Below are 18,502 nucleotides of genomic sequence, written 5' to 3' on the forward strand. Positions count from 1 at the left end.
ATCCTACATACATTATGCACGAAAACTTTCGGTTAGGCACTTAGAGGGTAAGATGTTAGCTACACTCGCCTCGTAGTGAGCCGCTAAGTGCCCTGCGCAGTGCAGGGCCGCTCATTCCACGACCTAGCAGCACCGTAAGCTTTGCAACGGCGGCTTCTAGGGTGATATCACCTCCTGCAATCACACCGGCTTGGTTCAGCGCCGCGCCGGTGGCGTAGGCTCCCTGTACGACTTCCCCTTGGGCGCACTGAGTCACGTTAAGCAGTGCGACCCCTCGTTCACTTGCAGCCGTTAACGCCGTTAACAGCTCGCCTTCAAAACTAGGCGGGTTACCGACGCCGTAGCTATGCAGAATCAAGCCTTTTAAGCGTTCATCGGCCAGCAGCGCCTTAGCGCGGCGCAGCGACATACCAGGATAGAGTGGCAATATCGCAACCGTCTCATCATCTACCTCAATGGGGGCAAAGTCAGGCCGTCCGCTCAGCAACGCAGAAGGCTGCGGGTAAGATATGGCAATGCCAAGCTCGGCAAGCCAGGGGAAATTGGGAGAGTCAAAGGCATCTAAGCCCTGAGTGCGTACCTTGCGCGCACGATTACCGCGCAGAAGTCGATCGTGAAAGACCAGACTCACTTCACAAGGTGTCGCGGAGTGATCCACCAGTTGCAATGCACTGACGAGATTATTCAGTGCATCGCTACGGGGCTCCCCCAAAGGAATTTGAGCGCCGGTGAAGATCACCGGCTTGTTGAGCGCGCCGAGCATAAACGACAACGCAGCGGCGCTATACGCCATGGTGTCGGTACCGTGTAGCACCACAAACCCATCGTATGCTTGCCAGTGGCTTTCTAACTGTGCCACTAAACGGTTCCAGGCGTCTGGCATTAGCTCAGCGCTATCAATCAGCGGCTGCATTTCTAGCACATCAAACGACGGCAACCTGTCGGCGGCCAGCGCCAAGTGTGCGGCTAAACGATCGGCCAGCCCCGCGCAAGGCACATACCCGTGTGGCGATGGTTGCATACCGATGGTACCGCCGGTGTAGAGCATGAGTACGCGGGACATAGTCTCTCCTAATCGAATAGCGTTAGTGCCTGTGAGGGCTTACTTAGCAGGCGCACTTGCCAGGCGCTGTTTTAGCGCTTCGGCCTCTTCAGGCTCCAGTTCCCACGCCTTGGGGTCTAGCTCAAGATCCGGGTGCTGGTTGGCATCGAAGATCGGCTGTTTAATGCCCTGGCGGCGCTGGCTATCGTAATCGTTCAGAATGCGTAGGCCACACTTGAACAACAGAATCAGCGCCACGAGGTTGACCACTGCCAATAGCCCCATGGTGACATCGGCAAAGCCGAACACAGTGCCAAGATCTGTGGTCGCGCCCCAGCACACCAGCAACACAATGGCGACCCGGAAAGCGTTAAACAGGTTCTGGTTGTCGCGGCTAAAGAAGTTGAGGCTGTTCTCGCCGAGGTAGTAGTTGTACAAAATAGTACTGAACGCAAACAGCAGCAGCGCGAGGCTAACAAAGGTGCGACCCCATTCGCCTACATGGTCGGCTAGCGCCGCCTGGGTCAGGGCGATCCCTTCAACGCCAGCGCCAGCTGTCGGGTCGTACACACCGCTGAGCAGAATCAAAAATGCCGTGGCCGAGCAGATAATCACGGTATCGATAAACACCGAAAACGCCTGCACAATACCTTGGTTGGCCGGGTGCGGTACGTAAGCAACCGCTGCCACATTAGGCGCACTGCCCAGACCCGCTTCGTTAGAAAACAGACCACGCTTCAAACCCATCATAATGGCCGCACCAATACCGCCACCAATCAGCGGTTCAAGGCCGAAAGCACTTTTTACGATTAGCATGATAACGCCGGGAATTTCACCAATGTTCATGGCGATGACCAGCAGCGCAATAGCGATATAGCTGACCGCCATAAAAGGCACCAGAAACTCTGAGATGCGCGCAATACGTTTGATACCACCAAAAATAATCAGCCCTACCAGCATGGCCAGGGCAATGCCACTGTAAAGCACCGGCACACCAAAGGCGTCGCCAAACGAGGTCGCTACCGCATAAGATTGCAGTGCGGTAAAGGCAAAACCAAAGGTTAACAGCAATAGCACCGAGTAAAACGCTGCCAGCCAACGCCACTGTTTACCTAACCCTTTAACAATGTAGTACGCCGGACCACCGCGATAAGTGCCATCGCCTTCCGCTTCTTTGTAGGTCTGCGCGAGGGTACATTCTAAAAAGCTAGTTGCCATCCCCATCAGGCCCACCAGCCACATCCAGAAAATAGCCCCTGGGCCACCTAGCGTAATCGCGACCGCCACGCCGGCAATATTACCGCCACCCACGCGCCCTGCCACTGACAGGACAAGTGCCTGAAACGAACTTAAGTGGCCGTGTTTATTACGCTTAAAGGCCTGACCCGACCCCAGGATGCGAAACATTTGGCCGAAATAACGAAACTGCACAAAGCGGGAAGCAACGGTAAAACCGATGCCAACGCCTACTAGCAGCACTAGCAGCACTAGCAGTACCTTTCCCCAGAGGAGCTCATTGAGCATATCAAGCATGTGATTTTCTCCGCGTTCTTGTATTAGCGTTATGTTGGAATTCGCGTCGTTTTATTTCGCGCTTCTTAAAACCGCGCCGCGGAGAACGTTTTACCAAGCATGGGGAAGAATTAAATTTGGCGCAGCGGTGCAGTTGTGCGCACTCACTGCATCATCGGGTGCACCAGAGTGCATCAGGCAAGCCGTCAGACTTTCTCGGCAATGCGGTGGGCTAATTTATGCATAAAGGGGCCACAGATAAATGCAATGATCCCAGCAGCTGGCCAAGCAAGCAGCCAAGCGTGCATCCAGATGCCAACAAAATCAGCATGAGTTCCGATATTCACGTACGTTACCCAGGCAGACATAATCAGCGATAGCGTAAACGACATGAGAATAGCGAAGATAATTCTGTGTTTCATGGCAGTACCTGAGAGTGATGTTTGAGTGCGGACAGATTAACAAACACCTATAACGGTAATATATGCCAATATATGAGAATCAATTTTACAGAATTGCAAAATGCGAAAACCCTCTCTTGATGACCTAAACATCTTTATCGTGGCCGCCAACCAACGCAGCCTCACAGCTACGGCGGCAACGCTGAAGATGACCATTGCCACCGTGTCGCGGCGCATAAGCGCACTGGAAGCCACACTAGGCGTAGAGTTGCTCCACCGCTCAACCAAGGGGTTAACGTTGACGCCTCAGGGTGAGTCCTACTTCCGCGAGTGTGAGGAGCTAGTACTCGCACTGGATCAGCGAATTTCAGACCTGGATCAAACACTGTATAGCCTAAGCGGGCCATTGAAGGTTATGGCACCTGTCAACCTGGGCAGCGGGCCACTGGATGCGTTTTGGCGTCACTTTATTGATCGCTACCCTGAGATTGCGCTGACGATCGAACTCGATAACAACGTGGTTGATATTCGCGACCACCAGGCTGATATTGCGCTTCGCTCTGGACCACAAAAAGACTCGACGTTGATCCAAAAACACCTGGGCTATATAGAGCCGATTTTGGTGGCATCACCGACGATGAAACACCCTATTCCCAGCACGATAGAAGAGCTACAAGCATGCCCCAGCGTGGCAGCAAAAATGTTTAGCGATTGGTTGCTGTTCCATCAAGACGGTAGTCAGCACGCTTGTCACAAGAGCCATTTCCATATCAGTAACGATATGAATATTGTGCTGAACCTCACAACGTCGGGAGCAGGCGTCTCGTTGATGCCCGCCAGTATGGTGGCGAACAGCTTACAAGCGGGAGAGTTAATACAAGTGCTCCCTGAGTGGCGGGGACGCCACCGTGAGATCTTCTTGGTATGGCCCTACCGGCGCAGCCTTTCAGCAAGGGCCAAGCTGTTTCGCCACGAGTTAATCGAATTCCTCAGCCGCCAATCTTGGTTCCACTCTGCTGATTAGACCGTCTGTTCGGGCAAAGTGGCGACCTGTTCTGCTGGCGCCGTAACACCAGCAAAACAGTTAACTAGCAGCGCGTTTGGAGAATGCTTAAATGCCCGCTTTCGCCGCCCGTGCCGCATGAAGCTTCTTATAGCTTTCGATCAAGCGCTGGTGGCGCTCCAGGCCTTCTAACTGCATGTTAGTCGGCGTTAGGCCGTGGAAGCGTACTTCGCCACTTACCGACCCCACGACAGCCGCCATGGTCGCTTCGCCGAACATGCGCTGGAAGTTATGCAGATAGTCTTCAAGCTCCAGTTCATCATCCAGCACAATTTCCAGCACCGCGTTTACCGCCTGATAGAACAGACCGCGCTCAACGGTATTATCGTTGTACTGCAGGAACATCTGCACACAGTCCAGCGCTTCTTCATGGCGTTGCAGCGCGAGGTAAACCAGCAGCTTGAGCTCTAGAATCGTTAGCTGCCCCCACACAGTGTTCTCATCAAACTCGATACCGATCAGCGTGATGATATCGGCGTGGTCATCCATCTGGCTCTCTTCCAACCGCTCGACCAGATCGGTGAGCTGAGCGTCATCCAAGCGGTGCAGATTGAGAATATCTTCGCGGTAGTCCAACGCTTTATTGGTGTTATCCCAGATTAAATCTTCAATGGGGTACACCTCGGAGTAACCCGGCACCAGAATGCGACAGACTGGTGCGCCTAGGTCTTCGTGGACCGCCATGTACACTTCAGCGCCCAGCTCCTCAAAAATGCCAAACAGCGTCGCGGCCTCTTCCTCATTGCTGCCAGAGAAATCCCATTCACTGAATTCAAAATCGGGCTTGGCACTAAAGAAGCGCCAGGAAACCACGCCAAAAGAGTCAATAAAGTGCTCAACAAAATTGTTGGGTTCAGAAACGGTTTGCGAGTTAAACGTCGGCAGTGGCAGATCGTTTAATCCTTCGAAACTGCGCCCCTGCAGAAGCTCAGTTAGGCTGCGCTCCAGCGCCACTTCAAAGCTCGGGTGCGCGCCAAATGAAGCAAATACGCCGCCGGTACGCGGGTTCATTAAGGTGACGCACATTACTGGGAACTGCCCGCCCATGGAGGCATCTTTGACCAACACCGGGAACCCTTGGGCTTCCAGGGCGTTAATGCCTTCTACGATACTTGGATACTTGGCTAGCACGTCCTGCGGTACATCCGGCAGAGCTAACTCCTGTTCGAGGATTTCGCGCTTCACCGCCCGTTCGAAAATTTCCGACAGGCACTGCACCTGGGCTTCTACCAGGGTATTGCCCGCGCTCATACCGTTACTGAGGAACAGGTTTTCGATCAGATTGGAGGGGAAGTAGACCGTTTCGCCGTCGGACTGGCGCACAAAGGGCAACGAGACGATACCGCGGTCTTCACGTCCCGAGTTAGTATCGATCAGATGTGAGCCACGCAACTCGCCTTCTGGGTTGTAAATGTCGCGGCAGTGTTCGTCGAGGATTTCAGCGGGGAGCTCATCGTTCGGCCCCGGCTGAAACCACTTTTCATTGGGATAGTGAACAAAATCGCTGTTGGCAATCTCTTCGCCAAAGTACTGATCGTTATAGAAAAAGTTACAGCTTAAGCGCTCAATAAACTCGCCCAGCGCCGAACACAGGGCGCTCTCTTTGGTAGCCCCTTTGCCATTGGTGAAACACATCGGTGAAGCCGCATCGCGAATATGCAGTGACCAGACGTGGGGCACGATATTGCGCCAGGAGGCGATCTCGATCTTCATGCCCAGGTCAGCCAGCATCGCGCTCATATTGGCGATGGTTTGTTCTAATGGCAGGTCTTTGCCTGGAATATAAGTAGCACTGCCCTCCGGCGCTCCCATCAGCAGTGCCTGGGCGTCCTCGTCGATGTTTTCTACCGTCTCGATCTGGAAATCAGGGCCGGTTTGAACCACCTTCTTAACCGTGCAGCGATCGATGGAACGCAGAATGCCCTGGCGATCTTTTTCAGAAATATCTTCCGGCAACTCGACCTGGATTTTGAAGATCTGCTTATAGCGGTCTTCCGGGTCGACGATGTTGTTCTGTGACAGGCGAATATTTTCGGTAGGAATATCGCGGGCGTTGCAGTAAACCTTTACAAAGTAGGCCGCACACATGGCAGACGACGCCAGAAAGTAGTCAAACGGCCCAGGTGCCGAGCCGTCGCCTTTGTAGCGAATCGGCTGGTCGGAGATAACCGTAAAATCGTCGAACTTGGCCTCTAAGCGGAGGTTGTCGAGATAGTTAACTTTGATTTCCATGAGCGGGCATCCGGATAGATAAATGTGCTGAAGGTCTTGGGGCCATAGGCTGATGGCGGCCATTATCCAGTTTTTTACCCGCTTCGTCTTGGGCAGTCTGCCGAATCACTCATTCAACGTCGCGTAAGAGCGGTAACGCTCCAACAACACATCGAGACTCTCTTCAGTAGATGGCCGAACTACTGTGCTTGCATCATACGCTCCACCTCAGCTTCGCTGACCCCGAGCATCAGTAAAATCTGGCGTTGTGTGGCTAACAACACCTGCTTTCGTTCCACCTCCCCCGGCAAACTTTTGGCAATCGCGACGGCCCCTACCAGAGAGGCCAATATGACCCGGGACTTATCAGCAATCGCTTTGCGGTCATTGGCAAAGGGAAGTTGTTTCAGCTTACTCAGCGCGATCAAGCGCGTTTCAAGCATCTTTTTCATACTCATATAGGACGCTTCAAACATAGTGCGAATTTCTGCTTTTTCACTGCCTATTTCATTGAACAGTACCGCTTCAGGCCCCGGCCTATGCTTAGCTTCCAGCTCTTGGAGATTGCAGTAGTTAGCGACTAACTCGGTTAAGTGCTGCAACGAAAGCGGGCCTTTTACCAGCCTAGCCGCCCGACTGTTATCAATGGTCAGGCGAACAGACTCATTGTATAGGGCCTCTTTTGAAGCAAAATGCGCATAAAAGGCGCCATGCGTCATCTTGGCTAGCTTCATGATCTGGCCAATCGAGACCTTTTGAAACCCATTGCGACTGAATAGCTCCGTCGCCGAAGCCAAAATGCGCTCTTTGGTTTTCGATTTATGGCTCTTGGGATAAGGCATAGCTACCTCGTCAGCTAAATATTATCTTGATCATATACTGCCCATTGCTAGGGTGACCCTATCAATAAATTAGGAGTCACTATGCACTCACCTATCGTGATTACCGGCATGGGTATGGTCAGCCCGCTAGGCAACAGCGTCAACACAAGTTGGCAGCGACTGGTTAACGGCCAGTCTGGCATCAGCACCATTGACCGCTTTGACACAAGTCATATCCCGATCAAAATTGCCGGGGTGGTGCCGAGTATTGACCGAGACCCCACCGGCGGTATTGACCTGAATGAGATAGCCGATCCCAAAGAGCAGCGCAAAATGGACTTGTTCAGCCTCTACGCATTGGCGGCAGCCAAAGAGGCGCTATCACAGGCCAACTGGTTTCCCGTTGAGCAAGCCCAAAAACGCAGAACGGCCACCATTATTGGCTCTGGCATTGGCGGCTTCCCGACTATTACACAAGCTCAAAAAACCCTTGCTGAGCGCGGCTATCGCAAACTCTCCCCCTTCACGGTGCCCGCCTTTCTAGCCAATTTGGCTGCTGGTAACCTGTCCATTCATTATGGCTTTCAAGGCCCTCTCGGTTGCCCGGTGACGGCTTGCGCGGCTGGCCTACAGGCGATTGGCGACGGTATGCGCATAATACGCAACGGAGAAGCTGATGTTGCCCTCGTCGGCGGCGCCGAGGCGTGTATTGATCCGCTTTCACTCGCCAGCTTTAACGCCCTAAAGGCCGTTTCCACAGAAGCCGACAACCCTGAGCGCGCGTCCAGGCCCTTTGATAAAGCCCGTAACGGATTTGTGATGGGAGAAGGCGCTGGCGTTATGGTGATCGAAACGCTTGAGCATGCGGTCGCGCGGGGCGCAACGCCGTTAGCGATCATTAGCGGCTACGGCACCAGCGCGGATGCCTACCACCTGACGGCAGGCCCGAAGGATGGGGCCGGCGCTGCAGCTGCGATTCAAGCGGCGCTAGGCATGGCGAACCTTACCACGGATGCTATTGATCATATCAATGCCCACGCCACCTCGACGCCCGTTGGCGACCGGGCTGAAGTTGCCTCATTGCGTAACGTATTCGGTGAGCGTTTGCCGGCCATCCCTATTTCTGCAACAAAAGCCGCCACAGGACACCTATTAGGCGCAGCAGGGGGCATTGAGAGTATTTTTTCTGTATTGGCAGTCAATAATCAGCAGCTTCCGCCCACCATTAATCTTGAGCACTGCGATGATGATATGCAGGATTTAACCTTCGTCACGGCGACTCATCAGAAGCACGTCACGAAGCATGTATTGTGCAACGGATTCGGTTTCGGTGGCGTCAATGCAGCGCTGATTATCAGCACTGTCTAGACGGTTTTAAGAGCCATTGTTAAGGCCGAGCGAAGCTTCATATTTAAGCTTTCGCCGATGTGGGAGCGGCGCTGCGGGTATCCATCATCTGGCCTCGCAAGATTCTAATTAAAATCAGGCCTGATTGACGCAACGGCTCTGTTACGTGGCTATTGCACTATGAAGAGCGAAGCGTCACATTAGCCGCACCGTCGCCGACTGAGAACGCTGAAACCGCTCCCATGCATGATGATTTTGTGGCCAATTTACGCCTGCTATGCAGCTACTACCCGTCTATTGCGGACGTTTGCCGCCGCTTATCCATTAACCGTGCTCAATTCAACCGCTACCTCAGCGGTCGCTATTACCCAAGCCACGCCGCGCTGCAGCGTATTTGCCACTTTTTTGGGGTAACCCCAGAAGATATTGCGCTGCCTCACCACGACTTCCGTGCGCTGGTGCAAACCGGACAGCTCAACGCAGATAGCTCACCGAACACACTACCCTGGCCTAATGCGTTGATTCAGCGGGGTAGCGAAGGCATGGAGCGTTATCTAGGTCGCTACTTCGAGCTTTACCACTCAATGTCCCGCCCTGGGCATTTGATGCGCACGTTGGTGTGCTTAGAAGCCAGAGAAGGAGGTGTGGTGTACCAGCGTACCGAACGTATGCAAGTCGCTCTGGGAAAGCGGCCCTGTCATAACCGGTACGTAGGAACTGCCGTTAAACTTGCAGACCGGCTATTTTTGGTTGACCACGAAACCCTCAATGGCCATGAAATCACCCAAACTATTCTGTTTCCCAGCTACCAAAGCCAAGTCACACGCTTAACCGGATTAAAAATGGGGGTGGCTGATAACAGTGAGCGTATGCCCTGTTGTGTGCGAGTGGTCTATCAGCGCTTAGATGAACAGATAAGTTTGCGCTCTGCGTTGGCTCAGTGCGGACTGCTGTCATTGGACGACCCGTCGCTAGATGAGTCGCTGCTGGCAGCCGTGTGTAATGATGTGGCTAGCGGAGAGCACCATTTTCGCGCACGTCACTAGCGGCTTGCTTCGCAGGACGCTGATGGCGCCAGCACATGGGCAAATAAAATCGACTCAAAGTGCTCCATAGGAGCGACTGACTTAAGCGTTTTAGCGCGCAATATAGCGCCTTCCCAGCCCGACAATATAAAACTAGCCAGGGCTTCTGGAACAATTGTTTTATCGATATCATCTTGATTTTGCGCTTCTTTCAGGCAAGCGGCTAAACGCTTCTCCCAGCGCTGGAACACCAAGTTAAGTGCATCACGGAAGGTGTCACTCTGGCCCGAAAGCTCCTGCCCCAGGTTACCAATCAAGCAGCCAGTGGTGTGGTCGCAGTCCAACATATGCTCACGCCCTGTGGCGAAGTAACGCCGTATGCGCTCTAACGGCGGCAACGAAACATCTTCAAACAGTGTTGCCAAGCGTTCATCATACTGACTGGCGAAGCGCTCGATCACCGCCAGCCCAAAATCTTCTTTGCTGGAAAAGTAGTGGTAAAACGATCCTTTAGGCACACCACAGGTTTTTAAGACGGCATTAATACCCGTCGCATTGTAGCCCTGCTGGGCAATCAGCTCGGCACCGGTTTCAATTAACTTATCGCGAGTGGCGGTGTTTTTCATGACGTCACATTAACCAGTGAATTTAGTGCTTTGCAAAATAATAATGACAGGTATTGTGAGGCCCGTCAGCGGTTAAACCGCACGATGCAGCGATGCTTAATGGGTTGCACGCTATTTGCACATTGCTTACCTAATCATTGCTTGCGTATCGGTGATGCTAGCATGATACGCCATTTTCTCTGGAATTTTCGCCCTCAGCCAACGGATGCCGCGCGGTAATGACCTCCTCTCACTTTCACGCACCTTCTCAACAAGGCCGTATCGGTTTCGGAGCCTTGGCAGCACTACTGGTTTTCGTTGGCGGCTTAACCTTGGCTTGGTGGATTATCAGCCAGCCGCCTCGCGTTGAACGCCGCCCGCCACCGCCCGCCGCACCACCCTTAGTGGATATCATGACGACTGAAGAGCGCCTGCAAGCGCCTATGCTTAACGGTTTTGGTCGAGTAGAAGCAGAGAAATCCACCATGTTAGCCAGTCGGGTGGCTGGTCAGCTAGAACGCTTTGGCGAAGGCGTTCTTCCAGGCCAGGTCGTCGAACAAGGAGCGCCAGTTGCTTATATCGATCAGGCCGATTTACGTCTGGTTCTCGAAGATGCCGAAGCGCAGTTGGCCAACGCGCAGGCGCAGTTAGCACTAGAACAAGCGGAGCAACAGCGCGCCCGAAGTGAGTATGAATCTTTTGGCCGCCAACTCAGTGCTGAGCGCCGTGCATTGGTGCTCCGTGAACCACAGCTACGCCAAGCTCAAGCGCAATTAACGCAAGCACGCGTGGTGCGAGACCAAGCGGCGCTTAATCTTGAGCGTGCCACGTTAGCTGCCCCTTGGCGAGCCATGGTGCAAGACCGCTTGGTTGGCGCAGGGACCCTGTTAAGCCAGGGTACTGAAGTACTCAGTTTGGTTGGTGTCGAACAGTTTTGGGTTCGCGCTTCGTTGCCAGGGGATATTTTGGGTTGGCTAACGCCGGGCAGCCGCGTCACACTTACCAGCCAAGGCTGGCCGGAAGGAGCAAGCAGAGAAGGTAACTTAATTTCTATTCTGCCAAACCTGGAAGAGAACGGCTTACAGGCGCAGCTTTTGATCGCCGTGAATGACCCGCTGTCGCTAGAGCAAGATGGCCCTGCGCTGCGTCTTGGCGATGTGCTGCGTGTTGCCTTTCATAGCACAACCCAGGAGCCGCTCATCGCCTTGCCTTCTGCAGCATTGCGTCCCGGCGAGCAGGTATGGTGGGTGGATGATGAAGATCGCCTACACAGCACCCATGTCACCCTGGCCTATCGCGGGCAGGAAACGGCGCTAATACGCAGCGGTTTAGTACCCGGACAGCGGGTGGTTATTGCCGGCTTGGCTCAGCCTCGTGAAGGCCAACAAGTCCGTATTCGCCAGCGGGGAGACACCCCAGCAAGTGATGAGGAAAGCCCATGATTCGCCGTGGCCCACTCGCCTGGATGGTCGACCATGGCGTTGCCCCTAACCTGATGATGGTGCTATTTATCGTCGGCGGTTTAATGGCATCCCTGGCCATCAAGAAAGAGGTTTTCCCGGAATTTGAAACGGAAATCATCCAAGTTAGCATCAGCTATCCTGGTGCCACGCCGGAAGATGTTGAGCAAAGTTTGCTGCTACCAGTTGAAGCTGCCATTGCCGACGTGGAAGGCATCGATGAATTAACCGCCAGCGCTGGCGAAGGTAGCGGCGTAGTCAGCGCCACGCTGATCGATGGTGTTGATGTGATGCGGGCCTATCAGGATATCCAGCAAGCCGTGAATGCCATCACCACCTTGCCTAACGCTGCGGATCCACCGCGCTTTACCCTAGCTGGGCGTTCTCGCAGCGTGGTGAGCCTACAAGTATATGGCTCAGTTAGCTTAGCCGCCCTCCATGACGCCGCGGAGGATGTACGCGCAGAACTACAGGCTACTAGCGGTATTTCCCGAGCAGAACTCTCCGGCAACCGGGAACGTGAAATCCAGGTGCTTTTGGATGAAGAAGCCATTGAGCGCTTTGGGTTAGACCATCAACAGCTTGCCAGCCGAATTGCTGAAGAAGCGCTCGATCTCGCCAGTGGCCAGCTCACTACCGCCGAAGGCGAGTGGTTGATTCGCTATCAGGGACGCCGCAACAGTGCGGACGAGTTTGCCGCGCTCCCTATTCTCACCACTGCCCAAGGTTCTCCTGTTGTGTTGGGTGATATTGCTCGCGTAAGAGAAGGGTTTGCTGAAACCGACCGTGAGGAGTTCTACAACGGCGAGCAGGGCTTATCAGTGGATATCTATCAGATTGGTGATCAAACCCCGACCAGTATCTCACAAGCCGTCTATGGTGAGTTGGAGCGGCTGCGCGCCAACCTGCCCAACGGGGTACGCCTGGATGTTTCCAGAGACAGCTCAGAAATCTATGAAGACCGCCTGAATCTGCTGCTAAAAAACGCTTGGATGGGCTTGGCACTGGTGCTAATTCTTATGGCACTGTTTCTTGAGGCACGATTGGCCTTCTGGGTAACGCTGGGCATACCCACCGCTTTCTTGGGCGCAATGCTATTTCTGCCTTGGATTGGCGTCTCACTCAATATGATGTCGATGTTCGCCTTTATTATCGCCCTTGGCATCGTCGTGGACGATGCCATTATGGTCGGTGAGAATATTTACAGCTACCGAGAACAGGGCTATTCCCTTCGTGATGCCGCGGTGAAAGGTGCTCAAGAAATCGCCACACCGCTTACCTTTGCGATTCTGTCTAATATTGTTGCGTTCCTGCCACTACTGTTTTTACCCGGCTTTTTAGGGCTTATTTTTGCTACCGTGCCAGTGGTTGTTATCACGGTATTTATTATTTCCCTGGTGGAAGCTCTGTTTATACTGCCTGCCCACCTCGCCCACGCCAGCAAACCCCGCAAAACACCCGTATGGCAGCGCCCTATAGAAGCTGTTCGACTGCGTATGCAAAAGGGCTTGCATCACTTTACTTACCAGCAGTTTGAACCGTTTTTACAGCGCGCGCTTACCCAACGCCTGCTAACAGTATCCCTAGGCGTCGCCTTACTATGTGTCGCGCTTGCCTGGGCCATGAGCGGCCGGCTTGGCTTTTCACTCATGCCCAGAGTGGAATCGGACCAAGTTCAAGCCAGCGTTACCCTACCAATTGGCAGCAACATTAGCGTTAGCCGCGAACTGAGCCAGCAATTGCTCAACGCCGCCGAACAACTTAGCGAACGCGAAGCAACACTTAGCTTTAGCAGCACCCGCAGCCGTTTGGATGGTGAAAGCCTGCAAGTACGTCTTGATATCGCCAGAGAAAGTTTAGATGCCTGGCCTCCATCTCGAATTGCCCAGGAGTGGCGCGACTTAACGGGCGACTTAGTCGGCGCGCAATCAGTTCGCTTTGAGTCAGACTTCGGAGGCCCCGGTAGTGGTGCAGCGCTGAGCCTGCGTTTATCCCACCCAAACACCCAAGTGTTAGAGGCGGCCGCTGCGCAGTTGGCTGAACAACTGGCTGAATATGGGTTAACCGATATCGACAGCGGACTGGGAGACGGCAAACCGCAGCTTGAAATGCGCCTATCTGCCGAAGGGCGCGCGTTAGGGCTAACGGGGAGCGACCTAGCCCAGGCGCTACGCGGCCCGCTACAGGGTGCCACAGCCATAGAACAATTTATTGGCCGCCGAGAAGTCAGCGTTGAAGTACGCCTGCCAGAACAAGATCGCGATAGCCTCAATGAGCTTTATCGGCTGCCGATCCAGACGCCCGACGGTCTAAGCGTCCCGTTGTCACGCGTTGCAGATATTACGTTAAGCCAAGCCTCTAGCAGTCTTCAACGTATCGATGGTCGGCGAATCATTACAGTGACCGCTGACTCAGAAGGAGATCAAGCGATTAACCAAGTGTTAGCCACGCTGCAAGAGGCTGTTTTCCCCACCCTTAGCAATACCTGGGCAGGGCTTGAAGTGAGCATGGGTGGGCGGCAGCAAGATACCGCCGACAATTTAGCCACGTTGCGCAACGCCATGTGGCTAATGCTGGCCGCGCTATATGCATTGTTGGCCATTCCTTTCCGGAGTTACTTTCAGCCACTGCTGGTACTGGCCGCTATTCCGTTTGGTATTGTCGGGGCCGTCGCAGGCCATATGCTAATGGGGTTCGGACTATCGATTATCAGCCTACTTGGTATGCTGGCACTTTCGGGCGTGGTAATTAACGATGCCCTGGTACTGATTGATTATGCTAACCGTAAGCGTCGTGAGGGCATGGATGCCCGTGAAGCGATCGTCGCCGCGGCGACTCGCCGCCTACGGCCAATTATGATGACCACACTCACCACGTTTTTAGGCTTGGCACCAATGATTCTAGAAACCTCTCGCCAAGCGCGCTTTATGATACCCATGGCCATTTCGCTAGGGTTTGGAATGCTATTCGCCACGGTTATCTTGTTACTGGTTGTGCCCTGCCTCTACCTGGGTTTAGAAAACCTGCGCGAACGACTCAGCAAACCACCCCAACCAAGCCATGAGGGAGTCAGCTAATGAAATTGCTCGCTTCGCTACGCCAGTGGCGCCCCTCTCGACTGGGCCTAAAGCTTTTTGTGGCTATTTTAAGTGTCAACGTAGCCATTGCAGCAAGCGTGTTTCTAGCAGTGACTTACAGCATCGATCGCGGCTTTTTAGAATATCTAAATCAAGCCCAAGAGCGGCGCGCTAAACTTCTGGCTGATGGGCTAATTACTCGCTGGGAAACCCAGGGTAGTTGGGAGTGGTTGGAGCAATCGCCAGCACGATGGCCCTATATTGTGCGCTTTGAGCTTGGTCAGGAACACCGTGACCGCCCTTCCCCCTTGGGCGAAGCTCAGGACTTCGCTTTACGCAATAGCGATGGCCGCTTCGTCGTCCCGCCTGTTGAGAGCGCACGCGGCTCAAACGGTTGGCGGTGGCTCACCCTGTATAGCGACGTGACCTCAAGTGGAAACAATGAAGCGATTGGAGAACTGGGGTTTCGTCCTCCGCAAGATATGATGGAGCGCATGGAAAGTCGCTTTCTAGAGCGCCAGCAGCGCAATTTGGTGCTTATTGTTGTTTCTCTTGGATTAGCATCGCTGTTACTGGCAGGGGGGCTTTCCTGGTGGCTAGGCCGACGCACCCGAGCATTGGCGGGCGCAACATTGCGCTTAACCGAAGGTGATTATCACACTCGGTTACCAGAACGCGGCCGAGATGAACTTTCCAGTTTGGCACGCGATTTCAACGTCCTGGCGGCCACCTTAGAAGCTAGCCGTGACGCCAGAGCACGATGGGTATCAGACACAGCGCACGAGCTACGTACCCCGTTGGCAGTGCTCCGCGGTGAAATCGAAGCGATGCAGGATGGGATTCGTCCGCTAAACCAGGAAAATCTTAGCTCACTGGCTCAAGAAGTGGCTCAACTGGAACGGTTAGTCACTGACTTGAGGCTGCTTTCGCAAAGTGATGCAGGCGCATTAGATATTCAGCTAGCGCCGATGAACCTTAGCGAAAGCTTGAAAGGCCGTTTATCCGATGCCGACCGCTGGCTAGAAGAGAGCGGCCTGACCCTGTCAAGCCAGCTTACCCCCGATATCATGATACAAGGGGATGCCCAACGCTTACGCCAGCTCTGGAATAACCTGCTGGATAACAGCTGCGCCTATACACAACCACCAGGAGAGTTACGGGTTTCATTAACCTGCGAAGCTAGCCATGCTGTGATTACTTGGGAAGACAGTTCCCCAGGCGTGCCTGAAAGCGAGCTTTCACGCTTAACTGAACGCCTATACCGCGTGGAAGGCTCACGTAACCGCGCAAGTGGCGGCAGCGGGCTGGGGCTCTCTATTGCTAGCGCGTTAGTCAATGCCCATGGCGGAACACTTTCGCCTGGTGCTTCTGAGTTAGGCGGCCTGAAATGGACGCTGCGCTTTCCGCTATTTATTGCCTCTTAATCTAAGCGAGCTGACTATGTCTGAGAATATTTCACCCCAAGACGCCTCACTGCTCATTGTTGAAGACGAGCCTAAAATTGCCCGCTTAATGGCGGACTATCTGGAAAACAATAATTTTGCTCCGACAATAATTGCCAACGGCAACGACGTTATGCCCTGGCTAACCCAGCACGTCCCTGCATTAGTACTGCTAGATGTGATGCTTCCTGGTAAAGATGGACTAACGCTGTGTCGAGAAATCCGTCAACACTGGCCCAACTTACCCATTATTATGGTGACCGCGAAAGTCGAGGAAGTTGATCGTTTACTGGGCTTGGAGCTAGGGGCAGACGACTATGTTTGCAAACCCTTTAGCCCCCGCGAAGTGGTTGCCCGCGTAAAAGCCGTATTACGCCGCAGCCAAGCCGCGGCGCAAGTCGATGACGCCTCCGACACCACCCCACAAGCACCAGTGACACTCGATGAAGAGGGCTGGCAGGCGCTTGCTAATGGGCACGACCTTGGCCTCACTGCCGTAGAATTCCAACTATTGCGCGTCATGATGCAGTCCCCAGGACGTATCTTCAGTCGCGAGCAGCTAATGGATCACATGTATAGGGATAACCGCATTGTCTCCGAGCGTACCGTGGACAGCCACATTAAGAAGCTACGCAAAAAAATCCATGAAGCACTACCCGAGCTAGAGATTATTCGCTCCGTTTACGGGGTTGGATATAAATATCAGCCTGAGGGCTAAACCCGTCTATTTGCTCTCTACTATCGGTGGCTGAACTTGGCGGTTTAAAAAGGCGATTCCCGCGTCAATAGCGCTCCCACGCAGCAGAAAGCTGGCAAAATGCCCATAGCCACGCTGTAAGTAAAGCTCGCTTTCAGTGCCCTGGGCCTGGAGTGCTTGATAGAAGTCAGTTGCGTGATCAACGGGCACTAGTTGATCCCAACTGCCATGAAACAGAAAAAACGGTGGCGCCTGAGGAGTGATTTGCCGCGCAGGTGAAGCCAGTGCATAGGCCTCTGTTTTTTCGGCGCGGGTGCCGCCAATAAAGTCGACCACCAAACGGCCGTCATCAAACTTCAACAGGTCACTGGGTAGACCGCCGACCAACACCGCTGCTAGCTTTGTGTGCTCGCCACCATAAGGATCGCCAAGCGGGCCTTCATCGTCAGCCAAGGCAAGCAGGCTTATCAAATGTGCGCCAGAAGAAAAGCCAACGCCCACGATACGGTCAGTATCCACTTGCCAACGCTCAGCGTTACTGTGAATCCAGCTCATCGCCTGTTGCAAATCATGTAGCTGTTCAGGGAATCGGTACTCGGGAGCAAAGCGGTGCTCAATATTCACTGTCACATATCCCTGCTCTGCTAACTGCTCCGCAATCGCCTCCATGTCGTCAGGTCCACGGTTGCGCCAGCCACCGCCATGCACAATGAGTGCAGCTGGTCGACGCTCTGCGTCTGATGCGTTCGGCAATAGTACCTGGGCGCTCAATGTTTGCGCCCAATCATCTGGTGTATAACGTTGGGCGGGTAGTCGAGTAAAGGTCTGCGGAGTGTTCAGCATCCCCTGCTCAATGGCAGGTAGGCCCTGGCTGGCTTGATGCGTTGCACCGCAGCCACTCATCAAGAGAGTCAGCGCGCTTACGCCCAGGTATCGACGCATAATACGTAAATCCAGCATGTGAAATTCCTCAATACGCCCCCTCAATACAGTTTTTAATCACAGGTCTTAAATCCAGGTCTTAAATCCAGGTCTTAAATCCAGTTCTTTTAAGTCCAGTTGTTAAATCCAGTGAGCCCCACCCAAGTGATTGTGACCGTGTAAGCTAAAATAAGGTCACGGTTGTTGCACACTTTGTGCAAGCGTTTTACACCAAGCCCCTAGATACTGACATCGATAAACTGCCACTTTTTAAAACGTTTCGAGGTCTGTTATGAACATGTCACTTCGCCAACTATTTGCTCCTGCACTACTTGCCGTTGCCCTTATGCCTTTAGCCTTCAGTGCCAATGCCGGCCACCACAACAGTACAGGTATTGACCGCGAAGCAATGCAGGAACGCATGGAAGAGTACCGCCAAGAAGCTTATCAACGCGCCGGTTTAAGTGAAGAGCAGCAAACTGCCTTAAACGAAGCACACGCTGAACACCGAGATGCCATGCTGTCGCTACGCGAAGAGCACCAGTCCCAGGTGGCTGAGATCCTAACCGAAGAAGAGCAACAAGCGCTGCGCGATGCCATGCGCGAGATGCATGCTGAGAAACATGGCGAGCATCGCCAGGGTGAAAGAGCTCATGGCAAGCGTGATCATGAGCGTCGTGGACACCACAGCGAACCTGCAGAGGAAAGTGCGGCAGAGTAAGCGTTTATTAAACGTCAAACCCTGTTCTAACGCCCGGCCTAGCCGGGCATTTTTGTTTCTATACTCCTGAAAAGCGCTTTATCCGAGGGTCTGAAAGCTTCCCGTCGACTTGAAGTGAGTACTTAAACCGCGTATTTTATTTGAACGTTCATTCAAA

General features: G+C 53.6%; 15 protein-coding genes. 8 read left to right on the forward strand and 7 right to left on the reverse strand.

What is annotated here, in order from left to right; translation table 11 throughout:
• Window positions 1-55: 55 nt before the first annotated feature.
• The 3 genes from INT21_RS16245 to INT21_RS16255 form a co-directional block, all read right to left on the reverse strand.
• Window positions 56-1,063 carry a type I asparaginase gene (locus INT21_RS16245; RefSeq protein WP_193085476.1) on the reverse strand — a complete coding sequence of 336 codons (1,008 nt, stop codon included), beginning with the start codon at window positions 1,061-1,063 and terminating at the stop codon, window positions 56-58.
• A 39-nt stretch (window positions 1,064-1,102) separates the two neighbouring features.
• Window positions 1,103-2,575, reverse strand: a complete 1,473-nt coding sequence (locus INT21_RS16250) for an alanine/glycine:cation symporter family protein (RefSeq protein WP_193085477.1) — start codon at window positions 2,573-2,575, stop codon at window positions 1,103-1,105.
• 185 nt (window positions 2,576-2,760) lie between these two features.
• Window positions 2,761-2,976 carry a DUF2798 domain-containing protein gene (locus tag INT21_RS16255; RefSeq protein ID WP_089039675.1) on the reverse strand — a complete coding sequence of 72 codons (216 nt, stop codon included), beginning with the start codon at window positions 2,974-2,976 and terminating at the stop codon, window positions 2,761-2,763.
• 100 nt (window positions 2,977-3,076) lie between these two features.
• On the opposite strand from INT21_RS16255, the gene INT21_RS16260 reads away from it, so the two are divergent.
• Window positions 3,077-3,979, forward strand: coding sequence for a LysR family transcriptional regulator (locus tag INT21_RS16260; protein WP_193061791.1), 903 nt, complete (start codon window positions 3,077-3,079; stop codon window positions 3,977-3,979).
• An 87-nt stretch (window positions 3,980-4,066) separates the two neighbouring features.
• Here the strand turns inward: INT21_RS16260 and INT21_RS16265 are convergent, their stop codons facing one another.
• Window positions 4,067-6,250: an OsmC domain/YcaO domain-containing protein gene (locus INT21_RS16265; RefSeq protein ID WP_193061792.1), complete on the reverse strand. Its 2,184-nt coding sequence runs from the start codon at window positions 6,248-6,250 to the stop codon at window positions 4,067-4,069.
• Between the two features lie 179 nt (window positions 6,251-6,429).
• Entirely contained in the window at window positions 6,430-7,071 is a 642-nt protein-coding gene (locus INT21_RS16270; protein WP_193061793.1) for a TetR/AcrR family transcriptional regulator, read from the reverse strand.
• Between the two features lie 81 nt (window positions 7,072-7,152).
• Here INT21_RS16270 and fabF point away from each other — a divergent pair, with 81 nt between their 5' ends.
• Window positions 7,153-8,418: a beta-ketoacyl-ACP synthase II gene (gene fabF / locus INT21_RS16275; protein ID WP_193061794.1), complete on the forward strand. Its 1,266-nt coding sequence runs from the start codon at window positions 7,153-7,155 to the stop codon at window positions 8,416-8,418.
• Window positions 8,419-8,639: 221 nt separating this feature from the next.
• Window positions 8,640-9,443: a helix-turn-helix domain-containing protein gene (locus tag INT21_RS16280; protein ID WP_193061795.1), complete on the forward strand. Its 804-nt coding sequence runs from the start codon at window positions 8,640-8,642 to the stop codon at window positions 9,441-9,443.
• Here the strand turns inward: INT21_RS16280 and INT21_RS16285 are convergent.
• Window positions 9,440-10,048, reverse strand: a complete 609-nt coding sequence (locus INT21_RS16285; protein ID WP_193061796.1) for a TetR/AcrR family transcriptional regulator — start codon at window positions 10,046-10,048, stop codon at window positions 9,440-9,442. The genes INT21_RS16280 and INT21_RS16285 overlap by 4 nt on opposite strands.
• A 218-nt stretch (window positions 10,049-10,266) precedes the next feature.
• Here INT21_RS16285 and INT21_RS16290 point away from each other — a divergent pair, with 218 nt between their 5' ends.
• Genes INT21_RS16290 through INT21_RS16305 form a run of 4 tightly spaced genes read left to right on the forward strand, consistent with a single transcriptional unit; the run spans window position 10,267 to window position 16,724 of the window.
• A complete protein-coding gene (locus INT21_RS16290; protein ID WP_193061797.1) occupies window positions 10,267-11,469 on the forward strand; it encodes an efflux RND transporter periplasmic adaptor subunit in 1,203 nt (400 codons plus the stop codon).
• Complete coding sequence (locus INT21_RS16295) at window positions 11,466-14,564, forward strand: efflux RND transporter permease subunit (RefSeq protein WP_193085478.1); 3,099 nt, start codon at window positions 11,466-11,468, stop codon at window positions 14,562-14,564. Before INT21_RS16290 ends, INT21_RS16295 begins: the two co-directional genes overlap by 4 nt.
• On the forward strand, window positions 14,564-15,988 hold the full coding sequence (locus INT21_RS16300; protein WP_193061799.1) for an ATP-binding protein: 1,425 nt from the start codon (window positions 14,564-14,566) through the stop codon (window positions 15,986-15,988). The genes INT21_RS16295 and INT21_RS16300 overlap by 1 nt, the downstream gene beginning before the upstream one ends.
• A 16-nt stretch (window positions 15,989-16,004) precedes the next feature.
• Complete coding sequence (locus tag INT21_RS16305) at window positions 16,005-16,724, forward strand: response regulator (RefSeq protein WP_193061800.1); 720 nt, start codon at window positions 16,005-16,007, stop codon at window positions 16,722-16,724.
• A gap of 6 nt (window positions 16,725-16,730) precedes the next feature.
• Here INT21_RS16305 and INT21_RS16310 read toward each other — a convergent pair whose 3' ends face one another.
• Complete coding sequence (locus INT21_RS16310; RefSeq protein ID WP_193061801.1) at window positions 16,731-17,663, reverse strand: alpha/beta hydrolase fold domain-containing protein; 933 nt, start codon at window positions 17,661-17,663, stop codon at window positions 16,731-16,733.
• Between the two features lie 253 nt (window positions 17,664-17,916).
• Here INT21_RS16310 and INT21_RS16315 point away from each other — a divergent pair, with 253 nt between their 5' ends.
• Window positions 17,917-18,345, forward strand: coding sequence for a hypothetical protein (locus tag INT21_RS16315; RefSeq protein WP_319022205.1), 429 nt, complete (start codon window positions 17,917-17,919; stop codon window positions 18,343-18,345).
• Window positions 18,346-18,502 lie beyond the last annotated feature (157 nt).

Origin of the sequence: Halomonas sp. 3F2F (assembly GCF_014897805.1) — a bacterium.
In the GTDB taxonomy this organism is placed as follows: Bacteria; Pseudomonadota; Gammaproteobacteria; order Pseudomonadales; family Halomonadaceae; genus Vreelandella.

Coding starts and splice junctions, on each gene's coding strand:
- INT21_RS16245 (WP_193085476.1), bottom strand. CDS start 1,063: ATGTCCCGCGTACTCATGCTCTACACCGGCGGTACCATCGGTATGCAA.
- INT21_RS16250 (WP_193085477.1), bottom strand. CDS start 2,575: ATGCTTGATATGCTCAATGAGCTCCTCTGGGGAAAGGTACTGCTAGTG.
- INT21_RS16255 (WP_089039675.1), bottom strand. CDS start 2,976: ATGAAACACAGAATTATCTTCGCTATTCTCATGTCGTTTACGCTATCG.
- INT21_RS16260 (WP_193061791.1), top strand. CDS start 3,077: ATGCGAAAACCCTCTCTTGATGACCTAAACATCTTTATCGTGGCCGCC.
- INT21_RS16265 (WP_193061792.1), bottom strand. CDS start 6,250: ATGGAAATCAAAGTTAACTATCTCGACAACCTCCGCTTAGAGGCCAAG.
- INT21_RS16270 (WP_193061793.1), bottom strand. CDS start 7,071: ATGCCTTATCCCAAGAGCCATAAATCGAAAACCAAAGAGCGCATTTTG.
- fabF (WP_193061794.1), top strand. CDS start 7,153: ATGCACTCACCTATCGTGATTACCGGCATGGGTATGGTCAGCCCGCTA.
- INT21_RS16280 (WP_193061795.1), top strand. CDS start 8,640: ATGCATGATGATTTTGTGGCCAATTTACGCCTGCTATGCAGCTACTAC.
- INT21_RS16285 (WP_193061796.1), bottom strand. CDS start 10,048: ATGAAAAACACCGCCACTCGCGATAAGTTAATTGAAACCGGTGCCGAG.
- INT21_RS16290 (WP_193061797.1), top strand. CDS start 10,267: ATGACCTCCTCTCACTTTCACGCACCTTCTCAACAAGGCCGTATCGGT.
- INT21_RS16295 (WP_193085478.1), top strand. CDS start 11,466: ATGATTCGCCGTGGCCCACTCGCCTGGATGGTCGACCATGGCGTTGCC.
- INT21_RS16300 (WP_193061799.1), top strand. CDS start 14,564: ATGAAATTGCTCGCTTCGCTACGCCAGTGGCGCCCCTCTCGACTGGGC.
- INT21_RS16305 (WP_193061800.1), top strand. CDS start 16,005: ATGTCTGAGAATATTTCACCCCAAGACGCCTCACTGCTCATTGTTGAA.
- INT21_RS16310 (WP_193061801.1), bottom strand. CDS start 17,663: ATGCTGGATTTACGTATTATGCGTCGATACCTGGGCGTAAGCGCGCTG.
- INT21_RS16315 (WP_319022205.1), top strand. CDS start 17,917: ATGAACATGTCACTTCGCCAACTATTTGCTCCTGCACTACTTGCCGTT.